This is a genomic window from Marinicauda pacifica (genome assembly GCF_004793635.1).
Lineage (GTDB): Bacteria > Pseudomonadota > Alphaproteobacteria > Caulobacterales > Maricaulaceae > Marinicauda > Marinicauda pacifica.
On the sequence record NZ_SRXV01000001.1, the window covers coordinates 1,162,060 to 1,183,768 of the forward strand.

The window sequence follows — 21,709 nt, forward strand, 5'->3', positions numbered from 1 at the left end:
GGTGGCTATGACTGACGATACATCCGGCACCCCCGACACCGAGCGTCCGCTTGTACTGGTCACCGGCGCGGCCGGCTCGATCGGCAGCGATGTCACGACTGCCCTGAAAGACGACTACCGGGTCGTTGGGCTCGACCTGAAATGTGGCGGCGCAAACGTGCCCTGCTACGAAGTGGACCTGTCGGACGAAGACGCCGTCGACCAGGCCTTGAACGACTTTTGCGCCGAGTACGGCCGGGATGTTGCCGCCGTCGTGCATCTGGCAGCCTATTTCGACTTCAGTGGCGAAGAGAGCCCGCTCTACGAGAAGGTCAATGAAACCGGCACGCGCAACCTGATGCGGGCGCTGGGCAAGCTGAACGTGGAGCGCTTCATCTATTCGGGCACCATGCTCGTGCACGAACCGGGCGAACCGGGCGAGCGCATCGACGAAGACGCGCCGATCAAACCCAAATGGGCCTATCCGCAATCGAAGGCGAAGACCGAAGAGATCATCCGCGCCGAGCGCGGCAGCATTCCGGTAACGCTCCTGCACCTTGCCGGACTGTACGACGATGAAAGTGCCGTGCCCACGCTCGCCCATCAGATCGCCCGGATCTACGAACGCGATCTGAAAAGCCGGCTCTACCCGGGCGAAGGCGAGGCCGGGCAGTCGATGATCCACCGCGAGGACATGATCGAGGTCTTCCGGCGCGCAATCGAGAAGCGCAGCGACCTGCCGGAGGAATGCGTAATCCTGGCCGGAGAACCGGAGGCGGTCGCCTACCAGGAACTTCAGGACGACATCGGACGCCTCGTCCACGGCGCCGAGGAGTGGGAGACGCTGTCCGTTCCCGGGCCTGTGGCCAAGGTCGGCGCTTGGGCGCAGGAGAAAGCCGAACCCCTGGTCCCCGACGCGATCGACCAGGGCGAGAAGCCGTTCATCCGCCCCTTCATGGTGGAAATGGCCCAGGACCATTACGCGCTCGACATCTCCCGCGCCAAACGCCTGCTGGGATGGCATCCCAGACACAGCATACGCCGGACCTTGCCAAAGATCGTCGATGCGCTGAAACGCGATCCGATGGGCTGGTACGAGGCGCATGGCATGACCGCGCCGGACTGGCTGGATACCGCGGCAGAGAAAAGCGATGCACCCGAGTGGGTGCGTGAACGCCGCGAAACGCAGCGGGTCACCGAACACTCCCGCAATCGCTGGGCACACCTGCTCAACGCCGCGCTGGGCCTGTGGCTCGTCACATCTCCGATGTCGATGGATTACGGGTCGGCGGCGCTGGCGTGGAGCGACGTCCTCTCAGGGGCCGTGATCACTATCTTCGCGTTTCTCTCGACGTCGTTGCGGTTCGAGCGGGCGAGATGGGTCGTGGCCGCAGCCGGGTTCTGGCTGCTCTGGGCGCCGCTGATCTTCTGGGCGCCGACCGCACACGCCTATCTCAACGAAACCCTGGTCGGGGCTCTGGTGATCGGCTTTTCACTCTGCGTTCGCCCCTCTCCCGGGGTCTCGCCGGCGGCCGCCCAGACAGGGCCCGATATTCCGCCAGGCTGGGAATTCTCCCCCTCGTCCTGGATGCAGCGCCTGCCCATTATCGCGCTGGCGTTGGTCGGCCTCCTGATCTCGCGCCATCTCACGGCGTTCCAGCTCGGCCATATCGATGGAGTCTGGGACCCGTTCTTCAGCGGCACGCGCGGAGAAGGGCTGAACGGATCGGAAGACATCACGACCTCCAGCGTATCCAAGGCGTGGCCGATCCCTGACGCAGGCGTCGGAGCCGTCGTCTACATGCTGGAAATTCTGGCTGGTCTCATGGGGACGAACCGGCGGTGGCGAACCATGCCGTGGCTTGTTACCGCATTCGGCGTCATGATCGTGCCGCTCGGCGCGGTCTCGATCTTCTTCATCATCATCCAGCCGATCGTGATCGGTACGTGGTGCACGCTGTGCCTGATCCAGGCTGCGGCGATGCTGCTCCAGGTGCCCTTCTCTCTCGACGAGCTGGTGGCGGGCGGTCAATTCCTCGTCCGCCGCAAGAAGAAGGGCCGTCCGCTGCTGCGCATCTTCTTCGTCGGCGATACCGACGAAGGCGAGACGCGCGAACGCGACGATTTCCATCGCCCCTTCCCGGCTCTGCTCAAAGAGATGTTGCTCGGCGGGGTGAATTATCCTCTGCCACTGCTGGGCTGCATCGCGATCGGGGTCTGGCTGATGTTCACGCGCCTCACGCTGGGAGCCGAAGGCTGGATGGCCAATATGGATCACCTGATCGGCGCGCTGGCCATCACAGTCTCGGTTACCGCCTTCGCAGAATCGGCGCGTGCAGTGCGCTACTTGAACCTGCCGCTCGGCGCTGCGCTGATCGTCGCGCCCTTCGTCCTGTCTGCCGATCTGGTCCAGATCCTGGCCGGTGTGATCGCCGGTCTCGCCCTGATTGCGCTGAGCCTGCCCAAGGGGCGGGTCGAAAAGACCTACGGCTCCTGGGATCGCTTCATCGTCTAGCGTCAGCGCCCCTTGGACGTCGAACGACCTTCAGCGAGGCAGGAACAATCCGGCAATGCTGCCGTTGCCTTAGCATACTTCGAAGGCCGGCTTTGCGGCTCCAGAAGCAGACGTGAGGTCACCATGACCGCCACCATCATTGTGATTGGTTCCGACGAGTACAATCTCGCGCTCATCCGGGAATTGCCCGGAATGAAAAGCGCCAAAATCCAGCCTGTCCTGCACCACGACGACGTCCAGCCCGCCCATGGCCGGATCGATTTTGACGATCTCTATCAAAGGGCCAAAGCTGGCATCGAGGACGCAGGCGGCAAGCCGGATGCAATCATCGGGGACCTGGATTTTCCGGTCTCGTCACTGGTGTCACTTCTGTGCCGCGATTTCGATATTCCATACGCGAAGCCGGAAGCGGTCGCGCTGTGCGAACACAAATGGTGGATGCGCCGCGAGCAGCGGGCCGCCATGCCCGCACAGACCCCGGAGGTTCGCGCCCTTAATCCGTTCGAGCCGGAGCAGGCCCGCAAGGACGCGCCGGACTTCCCGTTCTGGCTCAAGCCGGTGAAAGGACATTCCTCCGTGCTGGGCTTCATGATCCGGGACGCCTCGGACCTGGACAAGGCGCTTCACGCCTGCCGTCAGAAAATCCACCTCATGGGCGAGCCGTTCAACCAGTTCCTCGCTCGTCTGGAGTCAGACTTCGCACCTGACAGTGTGGACGGTAACTACGTCGTGGCCGAGGAGATCATCTCTGCGCCGCGCCAGTTCACTCTGGAAGGCTACGTCTTCAACGGCGAGACGACGATCTATGGCGGCGTGGATTCGGTGCGCGGCGGCGCGCTCAATTCCAGCTTCTCGCGCTTCCAGTATCCGGCGGAGTTGCCCGAGACTGTTGTGAAGAAGGCAACCGAGCAGGCATCGACATTCCTGCGCCGGATCGGCTTTGATTCAGCGCCGTTCAACGTGGAGTTCTTCTGGGACCCCGAAACCGATGTGCTCAACCTGCTGGAGATCAATCCCCGGATATCCAAATCGCACGCCCCGCAATTTCGCATGGTCGACGGACACTCCCACCACAAGGTGCCCATCGACCTGTGCCGCGGACGCGAGCCGGACATGCCTCAAGGCAAGGGCAAGGACGCCATCGCTGCGAAATTCATCGTCCGATCGTTCGAAGCCGATGGCATCGTCGAGCGTGTCCCGTCGAAGGACGAGATTGCCGCGCTCGATCGCATTCTGCCCGATATCGATACGAAGATTCACGTCGAGAAAGGGCTTCAACTCTCCAGCCTCTTCTATCAGGAGAGCTATAGTTACGAGCTCGCCGACCTTTTTCTCGGTGGTGAGTCCGAGCAGATGATCGAGGACGCCTTCGCGCGCTGCGTCGATTCCCTGCACTTTCACATCAAGCCGCTACCGCTGGCCTCATGACCATCATCAAAGATTTCCCTCACGAGATCATCGAAGAGGAAAACGTCTGGATTCCCGTCACAGACGGGCTGAACCTGGCCGCGCGCATCTGGCGGCCCAAGGGATCGGACGCCTCGCCCGTTCCTGCGGTGCTGGAATACATCCCGTACCGCAAACGGTTCGGTACGACCGAACGCGACGAGATCACGCATAAATATCTGGCAGGCCACGGCTACGCCTGTATCCGGCTCGACATCCGCGGCAGCGGTGAATCCGAGGGCGTGCTGACCGACGAATACCTGCAATCGGAGTTCGATGATGGGATTGCAGCGCTTGAATGGATCGCCGGACAGGACTGGTGCGACGGTAATATCGGGATGATGGGCATCTCCTGGGGCGGCTTCAACGCGCTTCAGATCGCCGCGATGCGCCCGCCCCAGCTCAAGGCCGTGGTCACCGTGTCCTCCAGCGACGACCGCTATGCGGACGATATCCATCACATGGGCGGCACATTGCTAGGCGACAATCTGTCCTGGTCGTCGGTCATGTTCTCCTTCAACACGATGCCGCCTGATCCGGCCCTGGTCGGGGATCGCTGGCGCGATATGTGGAAGGAGCGGCTGGAAGGCAGCGGGTTGTGGCTGACAACCTGGTTGCAGCATCAGCGCCGCGACGCCTATTGGCGCCACGGGTCGATCTGCGAGAATTACGAAGCCGTAGACATCCCGGTCTTCGCTGTCAGCGGCTGGGCTGACGGCTATACCAACACGGTCTTTCGGTTGATGGAAAACCTGTCGGGACCCCGCAAAGGCTTGCTGGGGCCGTGGGGGCATACCTATCCGCATATCGGGCGCCCCGGGCCGGCCATCGACTTCCTCTACGAACTGCGCCGCTGGTGGGACCGCTGGCTGAAGGGCGAAGAGAACGGAGTGGAGTCCGAACCGATGATCCGCGCCTGGATGCAGGACAGCGCCCCGCCCTATCCAGAATACGACCACAGGCCGGGACGGTGGGTGGCCGAGGATTCCTGGCCGTCCCCGCGCATCGAGACGCAGACCTACTGGCTGGGCCGGGGCATGAATCTGGATGACACCGAAACCGGTCAGGAAGAGGAAGCGCTCAACGTGCAGTCACCGGTCACGCTGGGCCTATATGCGGGCAAGTGGTGTTCCTACGCCAACGGGCCGGACCTTGCTGGCGATCAGCGCCTGGAGGATGGCGGCTCCCTGGTCTTCCAGACCGAGCGCCTTGAAGAACCAATCGAAATCATGGGCAGCCCCGAGGTGGAGCTCGACATAGCCTCCGACAAGCCGGTGGCCCTTGTCGCGGTGCGCCTGTCGGATATCAGGCCCGACCAGCAGGCGACCCGGATCAGCTATGGCCTTCTCAACCTCACCCATCGCGACAGCCGCGCGCATCCCGGGACCCTTGAGCCAGGGCGCCGCTACAAGGTGCGCGTACCGATGAACCATATCGCGCAGACGATCCCGGCAGGGCACCGGATCCGGCTGTCGATCTCCAGCGTCTACTGGCCTCTGGCCTGGACCCCGCCCGAAGATGCACGACTGACCCTGTGGACTCGCGCCAGCCGGCTGAACCTGCCGGTGCGGCCACCGCGCGCAAGCGACGAGGACCTGCCCGATTTCGGCGATCCTGTCAGCGCCCCCCCGCCCGAGACGACCACGCTCGCCGCGCCCGAGCACACCTGGCGCGTCTCCCACGACCTGGCCAGCCAGGTTTCCAGCCTTGAAGTGACCGACGACCGGGGCCGGATGCGGTTCGACGATATCGACCTGACGGTCACCGCGCGGGCGCGCGAGGTCTATTCGGCCAGGGGCGACGACTTCGCCTCGGCCCGGGGCGAGACCGAATGGTGGCGCTCCCTGTCGCGTGGCTCATGGTCGGTCAGCAGCCGCACGCGAACCGTGCTGCGCGCCGACCGGGACAATTTCCATATCGACGCAGAGCTCGACGCCTGTGAAGGCGATGTGCGCCAGTTCAGCCGCAGCTGGAGCCAGACCATTCCGCGCGACCTGGTCTAGGCGAAAGGCTAGTAATGGGGCGGCTTTTCACCGGGAGCGGCGGGAAGGCCTGCCTCCAGCTCGGCAATGCGGTCATCAGACCGCAGGAGGCGCGCCTTCAGCCGTTCGATGTCCTTCTGCTGAAGCGCGAGCGCTTCGGACAGATCCTCGATCACCTGCTCCTGCTGGGCGATGTGGGTTTCCAGATTGTCGAGACGGTCCTCGCTCACGCCCCTACTCCCACTCAATTGTCCCCGGCGGCTTGCTGGTCACGTCGTAGACGACGCGGTTCACGCCGCGCACCTCGTTGATGATGCGCGTGGCGACGCGGCCGAGGAAATCGTGATCGAAGGGGAAATAGTCGGCCGTCATGCCGTCGACGCTGGTCACCGCGCGCAGGGCCAGAACGTGATCGTAGGTGCGTTGGTCGCCCATCACACCGACACTCTGGACGGGCAGCAGGACGGCGAAGGCCTGCCAGATCACGTCATAGAGGCCGGCATTCTTGATTTCCTCGATATAGATCCGGTCGGCATGGCGAAGCACGTCGGCCTTGTCCTTGCTGACCGCGCCCGGAATGCGGATCGCCAGGCCCGGCCCCGGGAAGGGGTGACGCCCGACAAAGCTCTCCGGTAGTCCCAGCTCGCGGCCGAGCTCGCGCACCTCGTCCTTGAACAGTTCGCGCAAGGGTTCCACGAGCTGCATGTTCATGCGCTCTGGAAGCCCGCCCACATTGTGGTGCGACTTGATCGTCACTGACGGGCCACCGGCAAAGGAAACGCTTTCGATGACGTCGGGATAGAGCGTGCCCTGAGCCAGGAAGTCCGCGCCGCCGGCCAGCTTCGCATTCTCCTCGAACACGTCGATGAAGAGCTTGCCGATGGTCTTGCGCTTGGTTTCGGGGTCGCTGACGCCCTCGAGCGCGGAGAGGAAGCGTTCTTCCTCGAACGCAGCGACGAGCGGAATATTGTAGTGCTCACGGAAGAGGTCGACGACCTGGTCGGCCTCGCCGTCGCGCATCAGGCCAGTGTCCACGAACACACAGGTCAGCTGGTCGCCGATGGCCTCGTGCAGCAGTACGGCGGCCACCGAGCTGTCGACCCCGCCGGACAGACCGCAGATGACCTTGCCGTCGCCGACCTGCTCGCGAATCTTGGCGATGGCCTCATCCTTGAAGGCCGACATCGTCCAGTCGCCCTTCATGGCGGCGATCTCGTGCGTGAAATTGCGCAGGATCAGCGCGCCGCGGGGCGTATTCACCACTTCGGGGTGAAACTGGACGCCGTAAAAGCGGCGGGACTCGTCGGCAATGGCCGCGAACGGCGCATGACGCGTCACCGCGATCGGGTGGAAGCCGGGCGGGATCGCATTGACCCGGTCCCCGTGGCTCATCCAGACGCGTTCGGAGTGGCCGACCCCGCCGAGGCCTTCAAGCAGCGGGCTGTCGGCGACGATCTCGATATCCGCGCGGCCGAACTCGCGTTCCTCCGCCGCTTCGACGCTGCCGCCGAGCTGGGCGCACATGGTCTGCTCGCCGTAGCAGATCCCCAGTACCGGAATTCCGCGCTCGAAAAGCGATTGCGGGGCACGCGGCGTGCCTTCGCCATGCACGCTGGCCGGTCCGCCGGAGAGGATCACGGCCTTGGGCCGGAACCTGTCCAGAAAGGCGTCATCAACCGTGTTGAACGGATGAATCTCGCAATAGATGCCGCTCTCGCGGAGACGGCGGGCGATGAGCTGCGTGACCTGACTGCCGAAGTCGATCACGAGCAATTTCTCGTGGTGTTCCTGAATCGAGCTCATGCGAGGCGCAATTAGCGCGGATCGCCACGCGTGACCAGAGGGATTGTGCGTCGGCGAGGTGCGCACGACTTCGCCCGCCTGTCCGAAACCCTACTCATGTTTAATCCGCCGTCCACGAGCGCGCGAAAGCCCTGAAACCACCGGGCTCGCGGCGATCCCTCCCTGGGAGCCATGGCCCAAACAGGTCCGTCATGACGGAAGTTTAATTTGCCGATCGCGGCGTGACTCCGACACCTAGCGAAAAAAGAAAAGACAGGTCAGGAGTTTAGGATGACGGCCGCCCTCCCCGGCAGCCCGATCTTCGTGGGCGGCGCGCCCCGATCGGGCACCACATTATTGCGCGCCCTGCTCAACGCCACGGGCAGCATCTATTGCGGGCCGGAGCTGCGGGTAATCCCGTCCTTGTGCTCGCTCTCCGAACAGATCAAGCAGACCAGCCTGACCACGCTCAGCCGCCAGGCCGGGATTGACGAAGCGCATCTCAACGGCGTGTTCGCCCGCGCGATTTCCGGCTTTCTGTCAGGCCTGAGCGAGACCCATGCCGGCCAGCGCATTGCCGAGAAGACTCCGGCCAATGCCCTGCATTTCAAAGAGCTGCGTCATCTCTTTCCGTCGAGCCCGCTGATCACGGTCATCCGCGACGGGCGCGACGTGGTCGCATCCTTGCTGAAGCTTGACTGGACCGACGCCCGCACGGGCCAGCCGATGGATATCGTCACCGACCCGGCCGCGGCGGCGCGCCTGTGGCAGGCTTCGGTTCACGCGGCCGAAGACATGGCCGGTGACGGACAGTTTCACCAGCTGCGCTACGAAGACCTCGCCCGGTCTCCCGATGCCACGCTGACGGCACTGTTCTCGTTTCTCGGCGAAGAGGTCGATCCGGCGACGCTGGATCACACGAGGATCTTCCGGCCGGACGCCGGTGAGAACGAAACCAGCGCCGAGCGAGTGGCCCAGCCGATCGACGCGCGTGCCATCGGCCGCTGGCGCGAGGACCTGACCGGGCGCCAGCTCCAGACCGTCGAGGCGATTATCGGTCCGGACCTGCGCCGGCTCGGCTATGAGTGAGGCGCCCGCCCCCGTCTTTCTCGGCGGCTGCCCGCGCTCGGGCCTCACCTTGCTGCGCGCCCTGCTCTCCACCCATCCCGGAATATACTGCGGTTCGGATACCGTGCTGGCGCCACCCATCGTCATGCAGTGGAAGAGCTTTTCAACGTCGCTCGGGCAATTGCACTCGACCGATTTCGCGCTCGATGCCGAGGCGGTGCGGCAGAACATGGCGCAATTGCTGATCGGCGTGCTCGGCCCGGGCGACTCTGTGCAGATCGTCGACAAGAGCCCGCTGAACGTGGTCGTCTTCGCAGACCTCGCGCGGCTGCTGCCGCAGGCGAAATTTGTCCATGTCGTGAGGGACGGGCGCGACGTCGCAGCCTCGTTGCTGGAGCGTGACTGGCGCCACCCGCAGACGGGCCAGGCTTTCGACCATGTCCGCGATCCGCTGGCAGCCCTGACCTACTGGGCCCGGCTGGCCGGTGCCGGTCTGCGCGCTGAAGCCGAAATTGGCCCGCAACGGTGTCTGCGCGTCCGCTATGAAGACCTCGTTCAAAGGCCCAAGCGGACGCTGAAAGCGCTGTTCGCCTTCATGGAGCTGGAGATGCCACGGGACGTGTTCGAGTTTCATCGTCGAAGTCTCGACCTGGTCGGCACCGAGCGCGACAGCGAGGCCCTGCTGAGCAAGCCCCTCACCCGAAACCGTGTCGGCCGGGCGCCTGCCCCGCTCAAGGCGCGGGCGCACTCGATCTCGCAGATCAGCTCGCTCCTGGCGCAGCTGGGCTACCCGCCCTCGCCGCGCCGCATCACGCAGATGTAGAAGCCGTCAGTCCCGGTTCGCGCCGGGGTAAGCTGGAGTGCATCGAAGCGGCCCGCGCAGGCGCCGACCTGAACCTCGCCCTCGCCGGTGAGCAGACCCGTCTCCATCATCGCGCCCAGAGCGGGCTCGGCCCGGAAGTCCGGCGCGGACTCGAGAAACGCCGCCACACGATCCTCGTTCTCCTCGGGCAGGATCGAGCAGGTCACGTAGACCAGCCGGCCACCGGGGCGTACATAGCGGCTCGCCCGCTCCAGCACTTCGGTCTGCTCGGCGATGCGGCGCTCCAGCGCCTCCGGCTTGAGCCGCCACTTGGAGTCGGGGCGCCGGCGCCAGGTGCCGGAGCCGGTACATGGCGCGTCGATGAAGACCACGTCCATCTTGTCCGCCAGCGCTGTCAGCGCCTCGTCTTCCTTGCCGTCATGGACCTGCACATTGCGGACGCCCGCCCTTTGCAGCCGCGGCCAGATGGCGCGCAGGCGCCGCCAGTCATAGTCCCAGGCATGGACCTGTCCCGAGTTGGCGGACAGGGCGGCGAGCGCCAGCGTCTTGCCGCCCGCGCCGGCGCAGTAATCGAGGATCTGCCCACCCTCGATCATGCCGGCCGCCAGGGCCGCAATCTGAGACCCGATATCCTGGACCTCGACCCAGCCTTTTCCATAGGCGGGAATCGCATCGGCCGGAGGGGCCTTCGCGCGCGGATCGGTGCCGGGAATACGGATGGCGTTCGCGACCAGCTCGCTCAGCGCCGCGTCCTTTAGCTTGGCGACCACGGCTGCCTGGGCTTTCTCCGGATCGGTCTTCAGCGTGTTCACGCGCAGGTCGACGGGCGCGCGCGTGGCCATGGCGAGCCCCTCGGCCGCCGCATCGCCACCGAAGGCGCGCACGAAGCTGGGTTCGAGCCAATCGGGGATCTCAGCCTGCGCAGCGAGCGGGAGATCTGCGGATGGCGCGTCGAGGGCCGCAAGCTCGGCCTCGCTCAAAGCAGAGGGTGCGTGAGGATCGTCGGCGAGGCGCTCGGCAATCGCCTCGGCGCTCAATCCCCAGCCGCGATGGAGCGCGCCGAGAACCAGGCCCCGGGGCGTGTCCTGTCCCATCTGAACCCGCGACGAGGCGCGGTGGCGCAGCGCGTCCATCACCAGACCGGACATCCAGGCCCGGTCGCCGGATCCGGCAAAGCGATGGGCCTTGCCCCAGTCACGCAGCGCGTCCTTGACCGGCTGGTGCCGGTTCAGAACCGCATCGACGATTTCGATGGCACCTGCAATGCGTCCGCCGTCGCGCATGGGCCGCTCCTCAACTTCAAAAGAATGGGCCGATCATACCAGCCCGACATGGAAAGAGCGCATAGCGGTCAGCCATGCGCTCTCTTCAGGATACTGCGCCGCCAGCGGTCAGGTCGGCGACGGATAGTTCGGGGCTTCCCGCGTGATCGCCACATCGTGGACATGGCTTTCGCGCAGACCCGCATTGGTGATCTTCACGAACACCGCCTTCTCCTGGAAGTCGGCGACATTCAGCGCGCCGGTATAGCCCATCGCCGCGCGCAGGCCTCCCACCATCTGGTGCAGGATCGGGCCGACGGGCCCCTTGTAGGCCACCTGGCCTTCAATGCCCTCGGGGACCAGCTTCATCTTGTCCGACACTTCCTTCTGGAAATACCGGTCAGCCGATCCGCGCGCCATCGCCCCGACGCTGCCCATACCGCGATAGGCCTTGTAGGACCGGCCCTGGTAAAGGAAGACTTCACCGGGAGCCTCTTCGGTCCCGGCCAGCATCGAGCCCATCATCACGCAATGCGCACCCGCCGCGATGGCCTTGGCCATGTCGCCGGAATACTTGATGCCGCCATCGGCGATGATCGTGCCGCCGAACTTGTCCGCCGCCTTGCGCGATTCGATGATGGCGGTCAGCTGGGGCACGCCCACACCGGCCACCACGCGCGTGGTGCAGATGGAACCGGGTCCGATCCCGACCTTCACGCAATCGGCACCGGCATCAAACAGGGCTGCAGCGCCGTCATACGTGGCCACGTTGCCGGCGATGACCTGGGTGCGGTTGGACGCGGCCTTGATCCGCCGGACCTGGTCGAGCACGGACCGCGACATGCCATGGGCGGTATCGATGACCACGACGTCGACGCCGGCGTCGACCAAGGCTTCGGCGCGCTCGAACCCGGCATCGCCAACGGTCGTCGCCGCGGCGCAGCGCAGACGGCCATGCTCGTCCTTGGCGGCCATAGGGTAGGCCTGCGCCTTCTCCATGTCCTTGACGGTCATCAGGCCGACACAGCGGTTGTCGTCATCGACGACGAGAAGACGCTCGATCCGGTGCTTGTGAAGAAGCCGTCTTGCCTCGGCCTGGTCCACGCCCGGCCTGACCGTGACCAGATTGGAGGAGGTCATGAGGTCGGCGACAGGCTCGTTCATGTCCTCGGCAAAGCGCACGTCCCGGTTCGTGATGATACCGACCAGCCGGCCGGGCACACCGTTCTCGCTGCCTTCGACAACCGGGATGCCGGAGATCTTGTGCCGGTCCATAAGGGCCTGCAGCTCGGCCAGGCGTGCATCAGGGCTGATCGTGATCGGATTGACCACCATCCCGCTCTCATACCGCTTGACCCGGCGGACCTCTTCGGCCTGCTCCTCATTGGTCATGTTGCGGTGGATCACACCCAGACCGCCGGCCTGGGCCATCGCGATCGCCAGCGGCGCCTCGGTGACGGTGTCCATGGCGGCCGACAGGATCGGAATGTTGAGCGGAATGTCACGGGTGACGCGCGTGCGGATATCCGCATCGGCGGGTAGAACTTCAGATGCGCCGGGCTGCAAGAGCACATCGTCGAAGGTGAGACCTTCGCGAATCTCCATGGGGAGACCTCCTTCTCTCTTGCGGGGCCGCTTTAACAGATTTTTAGGGCGAGGCAAGAGCCGGGTCTGCCACCCGCCCGTCCCTGCGCACACCCGACCGGCCCGGCCAGGGAGATGCGGGTCCGGGAAAGCGACGAGATCGAAAGGAAATGAAGGTCCGCCGGGGCGGCCCGCGCGGGTCGAAGCTAGGATGCGCCGGACACAGGTTCGGGTCCGGTGTAGGTGTCCCGCAAATGCCGGTAGACCGGATCCGGCTTGAGGTTGAACCGGGCGCGGGCTTCGTCCAGTGGCAGATGGAGATAGCTTGCCGGATCGGTCAGCCCGAGATCGTCGGCCTCCCTGGCCATCCGCGTGGTGTTGCGCATCATCTTGCCGACCGGCCAGGACCTCATTTCCGAGCGGATGCGCAATCCGGCGAGATGTCCGAGCCAGGTCGCGCCGCGATTGCCGCTCTGGACCCCGGAGAAGACCAGCAGGACCGCCTCGCCCAGCGGGTCGCGGCCATAGCCGGTCAGCACGTGATACAGATCGTGCAGGATCGAGGTGCTCCGCCGCATGACCGAATATTCCGGGTAATCGCGATCCATCCGGGCATAGAGTTCAGGCGCAGAGGCAACGGCCGCATCGTGCACGCCAAGCGGATGGAGCCCCTCGCTGTCGAGATAATGAAGGTAGGCCGCGGCGACACTGTCGGGCCCGGCCGCCTCAAGACGGCGCCGGTCGAGCAGCAGCGTGTCGATGTATTCGGGGTCAGCGAGCGTCTTCTGACCGAACTCGCTTGCCAGATAGCGGCGGAAATACGGGCCGGCTGTCTTGCCGTTCACAGCCTGGAAGAAATCGAACACGAAGCGGGTGTCGTCCCGGTCTCCAACCAGACCCCAGAAGGCTTTCCACGCGCGGAACGGGCGCACGGGTCCATGGGGGAAATCAGGCGTGTAGACCGAATGGGAATCGAAACGAGCCGGAGCGCTCATGCTTACCTCGAACATTGTTCGAAAAACACTTTACACTCTAAAACCCGTCGCGACTAGGTAGGTTTCCGCACTTTCAGCCCGGCTCGCGTCCGGCTTGGCGTGGCGGACCTTCTCGAAGCGCGCCTTGAGCATGTCGAGCACGTCGCCCTCGGCGCCGCCCTGAAAGACCTTGGCGATAAACACGCCGCCCGGCTTCAGGGTATCGATGGCGAAATACGCCGCCGCCTCGACCAGCGACATGATCCGCAAATGGTCGGTCTGCTTGTGCCCGGTAGTCCACGGCGCCAGATCGGAGAGCACCACATCGGCCGGTCCGCCCAGCGCCTCGCGGACGCGGTCCGGCGCATCCGGCTCGGTGAAATCCAGCACCATCAGGGTCGCGTTGCCGATCGGCTCGATCTCGATCAGGTCGACACCGACCACCGTCGACGCCCCCCGCTCCAGCGCGATCTGGACCCAGCCGCCCGGCGCAGCGCCGAGATCGGCCACGCGCATACCCGGCTTGAGAAAATGGAAGCGGTCATCAAGTTCGGACAGCTTGAACGCCGCGCGCGAGCGATACCCTTCCTGCTTGGCACGCAAGACGTAGGGGTCGTTGAGCTGCCGCTCCAGCCATAGCTTGGAGGAGTATTTGCGGCCGCGTGCGGTCTTGACCTTGGTATGAAACTGCTTGGCCGCGCGGGCATCCCCGCCCTTTTTCATGGGGCCGGACCGGCGCCGGCGGCGTTCTTCGCCATCGTCGCTCATCGCTAGCTATCCTTTCCCGAGGACCGTCCGCGGCCACGTCGCCCGCGCCGGCGCTTCTTCCGCATGAGGTTTAACAGAAGACCTTCGCGAAGTCCGCGGTCGCCTACACGCATGCGCTCGGTCGGCCAGGAATCCATCACGGTCTCGAGAATGGCACAGCCGGCGAGCACGAGATCGGCCCGCTCGGTTCCTATACATCCTTCCTTCGACCGGCCGTCCGCATCTTTCGACGCCAGACGCGCGCACACCTCGCGCGCGTCCGCACTGTCCAGCCACAAGCCGTCGACCCGCGAGCGGTCATAGCGATCCAGATTGAGATAAACCCCCGCCACCGAGGTGACTGTCCCGGACGTCCCCACCATGTGGGCCCGGCCGGTCTCGAAGAGCGGACGCAGTCGGCGCGCGCCCTTGGGCGGTTTCATGTACTGACGGACCTGAGCCTTCATCGCCTCATACCATTCGGCGCGTTCGGACTCGCCTTCCGGCTCCGGAAACTGCTCGGACAGGGTGACGACGCCCATCGGCATGGTCGACCAGCCCCGCAAGGGCGGGCGACCGCCCTCGGCCAGTCCGCCGCGGGCCCGCCACTCGGCCAGGTCGACCCAGCACAATTCAGTCGACCCGCCGCCAATGTCGACGACCACGGCCGCATCCAGAGTTTCGTCCAGCAGATCCAGGCTGCCCTGGACGGCCAGGCGCGCCTCTTCCTCGGCAGTCACGATTTCCAGATCGAGGCCCGTCTCGGCCTTCACGCGCTCGATAAAATGGACGCCATTGGCTGCCCGGCGGCACGCCTCGGTCGCGATCGCGCGCAGTTTCTGGACATTCTTGCGTTCAATGCGCTGCGCACAGACGCTCAGCGCCTCGATTGCCCTCTCCATCGCCTCATCGGACAGGCGGCCGCTGGCACCCAGCCCCTCGCCCAGCCGTACGATTCGAGAATAGGCATCGACGACGCGAAACCCCTCGCGCGTCTTGCGCGCCAAAAGCATCCGGCAATTATTCGTACCCAGATCGATCGCTCCTAAGAGCGGTTCGCCCCGGCCTGCCTTCCGGGATCGATTTGGGCCCTGGCGCGCCGGCTCCTCGCCGGCAGCGTCCTTGGCCATGATGTTTTCCTTTACATGACGGGCCCGGATGCCATTTCGCGCGGCTGCCTGATGTGCAACACAATCGACCGCGCGGTCAGACGAATCCCGATGCCGTCAACCTGTCGTTTGAACGCGATGATAACACGCCTGTGTCATATCGAAAGCTGCCGTCCGGGTCCGGCCAGGAGCAGAGACAGTTCCACCCCCTCGAAGCGGGCCAGGCGCACCCTAAATAGATTTGTTCGCAAACAGGACGGAGACCCGGTCATGCAGGCAAGAGACGCGAAATTCTCCATTGGCGACGTGGTGCGCCACCGGATGTTTCCGTTTCGCGGCGTCATATTCGACGTCGATCCTGAATTCGCCAACTCGGAGGACTGGTACCAGGCCATCCCCGACGCGATCCGTCCGCGTCGCGACCAGCCCTTCTATCATCTGCTGGCCGAGAATGAGGAAAGCCACTACGTGGCGTACGTGTCCGAACAGAACCTTCTGCCGGACGCGCATAACGGCGCGGTGCGTCATCCGCGAACGATCGAGCTGTTCGAAGGCTTTGACGGCTCGCGCTACGTGCTCAAGGCCGGCTCCGCCCCCCTCAACTGAAAACCCCGGGCCGTCAGGCCCGGGGTTGAGGTGGTCGCTAGCGGCTGTAGCGAACGACTTCCTGTTCGATGGCTCCAAAGATGGACTTGCCATCCTTGTCGGCCATCTCGATCCGGATCGTGTCGCCCGGCGTCATGAATGGCGTCTTCGGAGAGCCGTCCTTGATCGTCTCGATCATCCGGATCTCCGCGATGCAGGAATAGCCCTTGCCACCTTCATCGACCGGTTTGCCGGGACCGTCATCCAGCTTGTTCGAGATCGTGCCCGATCCGACGATCGTGCCGGCGGTCAGCGGACGCGTCTTGGCGGCATGGGCCACGAGCTGGGGAAAATCGAATGTCATGTCGACATGGCACTCGGGCTCGCCGAACAGCCGGGTATTCAAGGTGGAGCGCAGGGGAAGATGCACCTTGTGGCCATCCCAGGCCTCGCCCAGCTCGTCCGGCGTTACGGCAACCGGGCTGAACGCACTCGGCGGCTTGGACTGGAAGAAGCCGAACCCCTTGGCCAGCTCGCCCGGGATGAGACCGCGCAGGGAGACGTCGTTGACCAGCATGATGAGCCGGATCCTGGATTTCGCCTCGTCGGCAGAAAGCCCCTGGGGACCGTCCCCGGTCACCACGGCCACTTCGGCCTCGAAATCACAGCCCCAGCTATCATCGCCAAGCGGAATGGGGGCGCGCGGCGCGAGGAAGGCATCAGAGCCGCCCTGGTACATGAGCGGATCAGTCCAGAAGCTCTCCGGGATCTCGGCGCCCCGCGCCTTGCGCACGAGCTCCACGTGATTGACGTAGGCCGATCCGTCCGCCCACTGGAAGGATCGCGGCAAGGGCGAGAGGGCGTCGTGCTCATGGAAGCGCTCGCGCGGGATCGCCTCCCGCATCAATTCATCGGCCAGCGAGCGCAGCGCCGGCTCGGCGCGATCCCAGTCGTCCAGCGCAGCCTGCAGCGTCGGAGCAATATGGGTCGCGTCCGCGCACCAGGTCAGATCCTTGCTGACCACGACCAGGCGGCCATCGCGCGTATCGTTCTTGAGAGAAGCGAGTTTCATTATGCAGGTCTCCGTCTAGCAGGAAAAGTCGGGTCCACCTTCAAGGCCCGTGCGTGGGACAAACGCGCGGGAACGTCAAATGCTCACGGGCTGAAAGCCTTCATTGCGCTCAAGCCACTCCAGCTGGCCGTCAGCGATGCCGAACCGCGCACCGTGAAGAGCGAGCGTCCCAGCCTCGACTGCCTTGGCGACGAACGGAAATTTCAGCAGACGGTCCAGGGAATGCTGAACCGACCGCAATTCAAGATCGTTGCAGAGCGTCTCGGTCGGCGCGTCATATCCGCAGTGATGGCGGCTTTCGCTGAGGGCTGACTGAAGCGGGCTGATCCATCGATGAACAAACTCCGTGCCTTCCGCAGCCCCGGTCACGGCCGCATGGACGCCGCCGCAATCCTTGTGACCAAGCACGACGACATGTTCGATGCCCAAGGTCTTGACCGCAAACTCCAGCGCCGCGGAGACCCCGTGGTGGCCTGAATCCGGCTCATAAGGGGGCACGAGGTTGGCCACATTGCGCACGATGAACAGCTCGCCCGGCCCGGCATCGAAGATGGCGGCCGGGTCAACTCGGCTATCGGCGCAGCCGATCACCAGCGCGTGCGGTTTCTGGCCCTTGGCCAGCTCGCGCCACACGCGGCGCTGGGACTCAAACTGACTGACTCGAAACCGTTCAAAGCCCGCGCGAAGCGGATCGGGGATTGTCATTGCTTTCTTCTCCTGCTGCCCGGGTCTGTTCGCCTGCATCCGATCAAACCAGAGCGCGTGCGAGATAGTCGGCGCGCGGGATATCGGGCAAGACCTTGAACGCCCAATCCACAATGCGTTGCAGGTCCGGCCCCATAGCCTCGGTTATCCGATCCGCTTCGCGGGCGCGGTCTCCGGCGCCGTAGGCGCGGCCGGGGTCCTTCGCATCGCGATTGAGCGTAGGCCCGCTCACGAGAGTGTCGATCTCCTCGGGGTCGAAGCCAAGCTCGAAGTACGCGCTCGCCGCCTTCAGTGCGGGGGCTGGCGCACCGATGAAGCGGTCGCCATCCAGCCAGGCGGAGCGTTCGGCCGGCAATGCTGTCTGGGCGGCGCGCATCTGCTCGACCTCCATCAGCCAGACCAGTGCCGCGATCTGCATGTCGGTCAGAGACAAGGCCTGGTCGGGAGGGATCGACCCGGCACGCAACCCGTCCCGTGCGAACATGGCATAGATCCGGCGTGCAAACGCGCGTCCGGACTCATTCTTCTTCGCGATCGAGATCAGGAACTCTCTGAGCTCACTCGTCATGAAGATGTTGCGGGACTCAGGGAATATCTGTGCGGCTTCCAGGATAAGATTGTTGACGATGTTCGTCGGCTTGAAAATCACGCGCTCGCCGTGGCCGGCCTGATGGGCGAGCGCCTTGAACACCACGGGAGTCAGCGAGCGGAACGCGTCGGCATGATTATGCCGCTTGAGACTGGAGAGTGCCATGAGCACGCCCGGCTCTCGCAGGCACAGGCCATGCCCGGTCCCGGAGAGCAGCCGGGCCAGGAGCGTGGACCCGCAAAATGCAGAATGCCAGATGAAGACTGGGGAATGGGCGGGGGCGGAAATATCCGCCCTGGCCAAGTCCTGCAGGCTGACGGACCGACTCTCCAGACCGCTTCGGTCGAGCCGATCATCAAGGAACGGGGTCTCCTCCAGCAGGCTACGCGATGCTTTGACGAAGACAGCCTGCCCAGCCTGAAGGTCGAGCGCATCCAGATGCCAGTCCGGGTCGAGGATCAGATCGCGTGCGCTCACTCGGCCGGCTCACGATGCCGCCACGAATTCACGTAGTCGGGATTCTCCACGCTCGCCGCGCCCTCACCGACATCGAGCGGATCGCGCGTATCGATCATCACCGCGTATTCGTCTGTCGCTTCCTTGGTCTGCTTGAGCATGTTCTTCAACGCCTTGGGATGCGGCCCGTGCGTGAAGCCGCTCGGGTGGAAGGTCATCATGCCGGCATCGATATTGTCCCGGCTGAAGAAATCGCCGGCATGGTAGAACAGCACTTCGTCGTAATCGTCGTTATTGTGGAAGAACGGCACCTTGAGCGCACCCGGATCGCTTTCGAACGGGCGCGGCGCAAAGGTACACACCACAAAGCGATCCGACAGGAAGGTCGTGTGGGCGCTCGGCGGCAGGTGATAGCGGTGACTCATCAGAGGCCGGATGTCGCGGACGTTCAGCCGCACCGGGTGCAGCTCGCCATGCCAGCCGACGGCGTCAAGCGGGTTGTACGGGTAGGTGATCGTGCTGACCTCGCCGCGCTTCTTCACCTCGACGCGCCATTCGCCGGCCTCGGCCTGCTGGTCGCGGAACGCGTCATCCATCTCGGGAACGTCGAGCATCGCGGGATCGAAGATGGCGTGCGGACCCACCAGCCCCTTGTCGGGAAGCGTGTAGTGGGTGTTGGTGGCCTCGATCATCAGAACCGCCGTCTCGTCGTCCGGCGCCAGGCGCCACATCGTGCCGCGCGGCAGAATGATGTAATCGCCCGGTTCGTACGCCAGATGGCCGAAATCGCAATAGAGATCGCCCTTGCCGGCGTGAATGAAGAGAAGCTGGTCGCCGTCCCCATTGCGCGCCAGCGTCTGCATGGCGCCTGAGAGCTTCCAGAAGCGGATATCGCACGCGGCATTATTCAGGACGCGCGAGGACTGCCAGGGCGAAGCCTCCGCGATATTGAGCCGGTTCAGATCGAAGGCGCGCGGTTTCAGCGGCCCGTCGAAATCGGTCCATCCCGTCGGCGGGTTCTTGTGATGGAGGAAGGCGGCGGGGCCGAAGAAGCCCTCCTTGCTCATCTCGCGCTCGAACGTACCTTCGGGCATGTCTGCGTGAGCCTGGCGCGAGGCGATGCCTTCACGGCGCGAGGCGTAAATCCATTTCCGGGCCATGGGAGTCTCCGTTCAGAAACGAGAAGCGTCTTCGTGAAACTAGTTACATTTGCAACTAATTAAAAGCCCCGTGCCCTGCCCGGCGCCACTAAGCAACCTGTCTGACGAGAATATTCATCGCGATGGAAATCCGGTCGCGCGGGCCGTTATGAGGGCGGACCGCGTGCATCAGCCAAGACGGGAATATCACCACCTTGCCGATCTCAGGACGGATCAGGAGCTGAGACAGCGGCTGACCGGGGTCCGGCGGTTCACCCATGGCAATGTCAGGCGCTGCCACACGATTGGTGGGAAAGCGCGGATCGAGCAGCACCAGCTGCCCCTCGTCGGGATCCCCACCATCGTCCACGTAGAAGACAGCCGACCAGAACGATCCCGGGTGGGCATGCATCTGGTTGGACGCCCCGGCTGGAGAGACATTGGCCCACATCTCCATCCCGAACTCGAACCGCGGGCCGGCATCCTTGCCGCGCCCCAGATCGTGAGTGTAGCCGATACAGGTTTCGAGCGTGGAACGGGCAAGCTGCTGAGCGGGGCTCCCGGCCCATTCGATCATCTTGGAATCGGAATGCCAGCCAAGAATATTGGACCGCGATGCCTGACCGGGGTGAGTTTGCCTGCGCTCCAGGATTGTGCTTTTCAATGTACCGATCTGGTCCGGCATGGCATCCAGGACTGCCTCAATAACCGGAGTGGCGAAGACATTGCGCAGAACCGGCTCCGGCACGCGTCAGCCCTCGTCCGCGTAGATGGCCACGCGCGGCTCTTCACCCTCTACCAGCGAGGCACGGTACATGCCTGGCGTGTTAAAGCTCCACACCGGCACGCCTCGATAGAGCATGACAATGCCGCCATCGCCCCCGAGGGCAGTCAGGTCGGCCTGGATCACACGATCCGCAGCCAGCTGGCCGGCCTGGGCAGCGTCAAGCACACCATCCCGGGCGTTCGTGCAGATGCGCGCCGCAACCGCGAGGCGGATGAAATACTCCCCCGTCCCCGTCGCCGACACGCCGCAATCGCCGATGGCATAGGTGCCGGCGCCAATCACCGGAGAATCCCCGATGCGGCCCCAGCGTTTGGCGGTCGTCCCGCCAGTCGAGGTGCCTGCAACCGTGTCCCCGTTGCGGTCCTTCACGACAACACCGACCGTGCCGAACGCGTGTTCGCGTTCCATCAGGTCAAGCGCACCTTCCTCGATCGGCTCTGGTGCCGGGACGCCTTCGGGCCGCGCGGGCACAGGCAGTCCCTGATTGCGCAGGGCGCGCTCCATCGATTGCCAGCGGCGCTCGGTAAAGAAATGAGAGGGCGGAGCGACCTCAAGGCCCTGCTCGAGGGCGAAAGCCTCAGCGCCCTCACCCGACAACATCACATGCGGGCTGTCTTCCATCACGGCAATTGCAAGCGAGATGGGGTGACGAACCTCGCGCACGCCGGCAACGGCGCCGGCGGCAAGGTCGGAACCGCGCATGATGGAGGCATCAAGCTCGTTGGTGCCTTGGGCGGTAAAGACCGCGCCGCGCCCCGAATTGAATTTCGGATCGTCTTCGAAATCGCGGATCACGAGTTCCACGACCTCTTGGGCCGAGCGCCCCTCGCGCAGCAGGGTTCCGCCCCGGGTGACCGCAGCCTCGAGCGCCTCGCGATAAGCGGTCTCCGTGGCTTCATCCATGTCGCCGCGTTCGATCACGCCGGCACCGCCGTGAACCACGATCGACCAGGCGGGCTCGCGGTCACCATCTGCAGAAGCCATCTCCATCTGGCCCAGGCCAGCGGCCAGTCCGATCACAATACCGGCTACGCTATGAAAGAACATCGACACCCTCCCCGTGTTCGTATTGCATGAAACAAACCAGCCGAAGCACACAGCTGCA

19 protein-coding genes are annotated in these 21,709 nt (G+C 64.4%); 6 read left to right on the forward strand and 13 right to left on the reverse strand.

Going from position 1 to position 21,709, the window contains the following annotated elements:
* Nucleotides 1-7 precede the first annotated feature (7 nt).
* From E5162_RS05590 to E5162_RS05600, 3 genes are all read left to right on the forward strand, one after another.
* Entirely contained in the window at nucleotides 8-2,494 is a 2,487-nt protein-coding gene (locus tag E5162_RS05590) for an NAD-dependent epimerase/dehydratase family protein (RefSeq protein WP_135943936.1), read from the forward strand.
* Nucleotides 2,495-2,617: 123 nt separating this feature from the next.
* Nucleotides 2,618-3,922, forward strand: a complete 1,305-nt coding sequence (locus tag E5162_RS05595) for an ATP-grasp domain-containing protein (protein ID WP_135943937.1) — start codon at nucleotides 2,618-2,620, stop codon at nucleotides 3,920-3,922.
* The gene (locus E5162_RS05600) at nucleotides 3,919-5,943 is read left to right on the forward strand and encodes a CocE/NonD family hydrolase (protein WP_135943938.1); all 2,025 of its coding nucleotides are present in this window, start codon (nucleotides 3,919-3,921) and stop codon (nucleotides 5,941-5,943) included. Before E5162_RS05595 ends, E5162_RS05600 begins: the two co-directional genes overlap by 4 nt.
* An 8-nt stretch (nucleotides 5,944-5,951) precedes the next feature.
* On the opposite strand, the gene E5162_RS05605 is transcribed toward E5162_RS05600, so the two are convergent.
* Together E5162_RS05605 and guaA are read right to left on the reverse strand one after the other, a co-directional pair.
* Nucleotides 5,952-6,152, reverse strand: coding sequence for a SlyX family protein (locus E5162_RS05605; protein WP_206751047.1), 201 nt, complete (start codon nucleotides 6,150-6,152; stop codon nucleotides 5,952-5,954).
* 4 nt (nucleotides 6,153-6,156) lie between these two features.
* Nucleotides 6,157-7,725, reverse strand: coding sequence for a glutamine-hydrolyzing GMP synthase (gene guaA / locus E5162_RS05610; RefSeq protein ID WP_135943940.1), 1,569 nt, complete (start codon nucleotides 7,723-7,725; stop codon nucleotides 6,157-6,159).
* A gap of 270 nt (nucleotides 7,726-7,995) precedes the next feature.
* On the opposite strand from guaA, the gene E5162_RS05615 reads away from it, so the two are divergent.
* Together E5162_RS05615 and E5162_RS05620 are read left to right on the forward strand one after the other, a co-directional pair.
* Nucleotides 7,996-8,793 (forward strand): sulfotransferase family protein, encoded by a 798-nt coding sequence (locus tag E5162_RS05615; RefSeq protein WP_135943941.1) that lies wholly within the window; start codon nucleotides 7,996-7,998, stop codon nucleotides 8,791-8,793.
* Complete coding sequence (locus E5162_RS05620; RefSeq protein ID WP_135943942.1) at nucleotides 8,786-9,595, forward strand: sulfotransferase family protein; 810 nt, start codon at nucleotides 8,786-8,788, stop codon at nucleotides 9,593-9,595. Before E5162_RS05615 ends, E5162_RS05620 begins: the two co-directional genes overlap by 8 nt.
* Here the strand turns inward: E5162_RS05620 and E5162_RS05625 are convergent.
* The 5 genes from E5162_RS05625 to E5162_RS05645 form a co-directional block, all read right to left on the reverse strand.
* The gene (locus E5162_RS05625) at nucleotides 9,559-10,878 is read right to left on the reverse strand and encodes an RsmB/NOP family class I SAM-dependent RNA methyltransferase (protein ID WP_135943943.1); all 1,320 of its coding nucleotides are present in this window, start codon (nucleotides 10,876-10,878) and stop codon (nucleotides 9,559-9,561) included. The genes E5162_RS05620 and E5162_RS05625 overlap by 37 nt on opposite strands.
* A gap of 108 nt (nucleotides 10,879-10,986) precedes the next feature.
* Nucleotides 10,987-12,462: an IMP dehydrogenase gene (guaB, locus tag E5162_RS05630; RefSeq protein WP_135943944.1), complete on the reverse strand. Its 1,476-nt coding sequence runs from the start codon at nucleotides 12,460-12,462 to the stop codon at nucleotides 10,987-10,989.
* Between the two features lie 185 nt (nucleotides 12,463-12,647).
* Entirely contained in the window at nucleotides 12,648-13,436 is a 789-nt protein-coding gene (locus tag E5162_RS05635) for a Coq4 family protein (protein ID WP_158291207.1), read from the reverse strand.
* A 30-nt stretch (nucleotides 13,437-13,466) separates the two neighbouring features.
* Nucleotides 13,467-14,183 (reverse strand): RlmE family RNA methyltransferase, encoded by a 717-nt coding sequence (locus E5162_RS05640; protein ID WP_206751048.1) that lies wholly within the window; start codon nucleotides 14,181-14,183, stop codon nucleotides 13,467-13,469.
* 2 nt (nucleotides 14,184-14,185) lie between these two features.
* Nucleotides 14,186-15,292 carry a Ppx/GppA phosphatase family protein gene (locus tag E5162_RS05645; RefSeq protein WP_135943946.1) on the reverse strand — a complete coding sequence of 369 codons (1,107 nt, stop codon included), beginning with the start codon at nucleotides 15,290-15,292 and terminating at the stop codon, nucleotides 14,186-14,188.
* 249 nt (nucleotides 15,293-15,541) lie between these two features.
* Here E5162_RS05645 and hspQ point away from each other — a divergent pair, with 249 nt between their 5' ends.
* On the forward strand, nucleotides 15,542-15,877 hold the full coding sequence (gene hspQ / locus E5162_RS05650) for a heat shock protein HspQ (protein WP_135943947.1): 336 nt from the start codon (nucleotides 15,542-15,544) through the stop codon (nucleotides 15,875-15,877).
* A gap of 37 nt (nucleotides 15,878-15,914) precedes the next feature.
* Here hspQ and E5162_RS05655 read toward each other — a convergent pair whose 3' ends face one another.
* The 6 genes from E5162_RS05655 to E5162_RS05680 all read right to left on the reverse strand — a co-directional run bounded on the left by E5162_RS05655 (nucleotide 15,915) and on the right by E5162_RS05680 (nucleotide 21,651).
* A complete protein-coding gene (locus E5162_RS05655; protein ID WP_135943948.1) occupies nucleotides 15,915-16,928 on the reverse strand; it encodes a fumarylacetoacetate hydrolase family protein in 1,014 nt (337 codons plus the stop codon).
* A gap of 75 nt (nucleotides 16,929-17,003) precedes the next feature.
* Nucleotides 17,004-17,633 carry a carbonic anhydrase gene (locus E5162_RS05660; protein WP_135943949.1) on the reverse strand — a complete coding sequence of 210 codons (630 nt, stop codon included), beginning with the start codon at nucleotides 17,631-17,633 and terminating at the stop codon, nucleotides 17,004-17,006.
* A gap of 43 nt (nucleotides 17,634-17,676) precedes the next feature.
* Entirely contained in the window at nucleotides 17,677-18,699 is a 1,023-nt protein-coding gene (locus E5162_RS05665) for a hypothetical protein (protein ID WP_135943950.1), read from the reverse strand.
* The gene (locus E5162_RS05670; protein ID WP_135943951.1) at nucleotides 18,696-19,838 is read right to left on the reverse strand and encodes a homogentisate 1,2-dioxygenase; all 1,143 of its coding nucleotides are present in this window, start codon (nucleotides 19,836-19,838) and stop codon (nucleotides 18,696-18,698) included. Before E5162_RS05670 ends, E5162_RS05665 begins: the two co-directional genes overlap by 4 nt.
* An 88-nt stretch (nucleotides 19,839-19,926) precedes the next feature.
* Complete coding sequence (locus E5162_RS05675; protein WP_135943952.1) at nucleotides 19,927-20,565, reverse strand: TIGR02466 family protein; 639 nt, start codon at nucleotides 20,563-20,565, stop codon at nucleotides 19,927-19,929.
* Between the two features lie 3 nt (nucleotides 20,566-20,568).
* Complete coding sequence (locus tag E5162_RS05680; RefSeq protein WP_135943953.1) at nucleotides 20,569-21,651, reverse strand: isoaspartyl peptidase/L-asparaginase family protein; 1,083 nt, start codon at nucleotides 21,649-21,651, stop codon at nucleotides 20,569-20,571.
* Nucleotides 21,652-21,709: the final 58 nt, after the last annotated feature.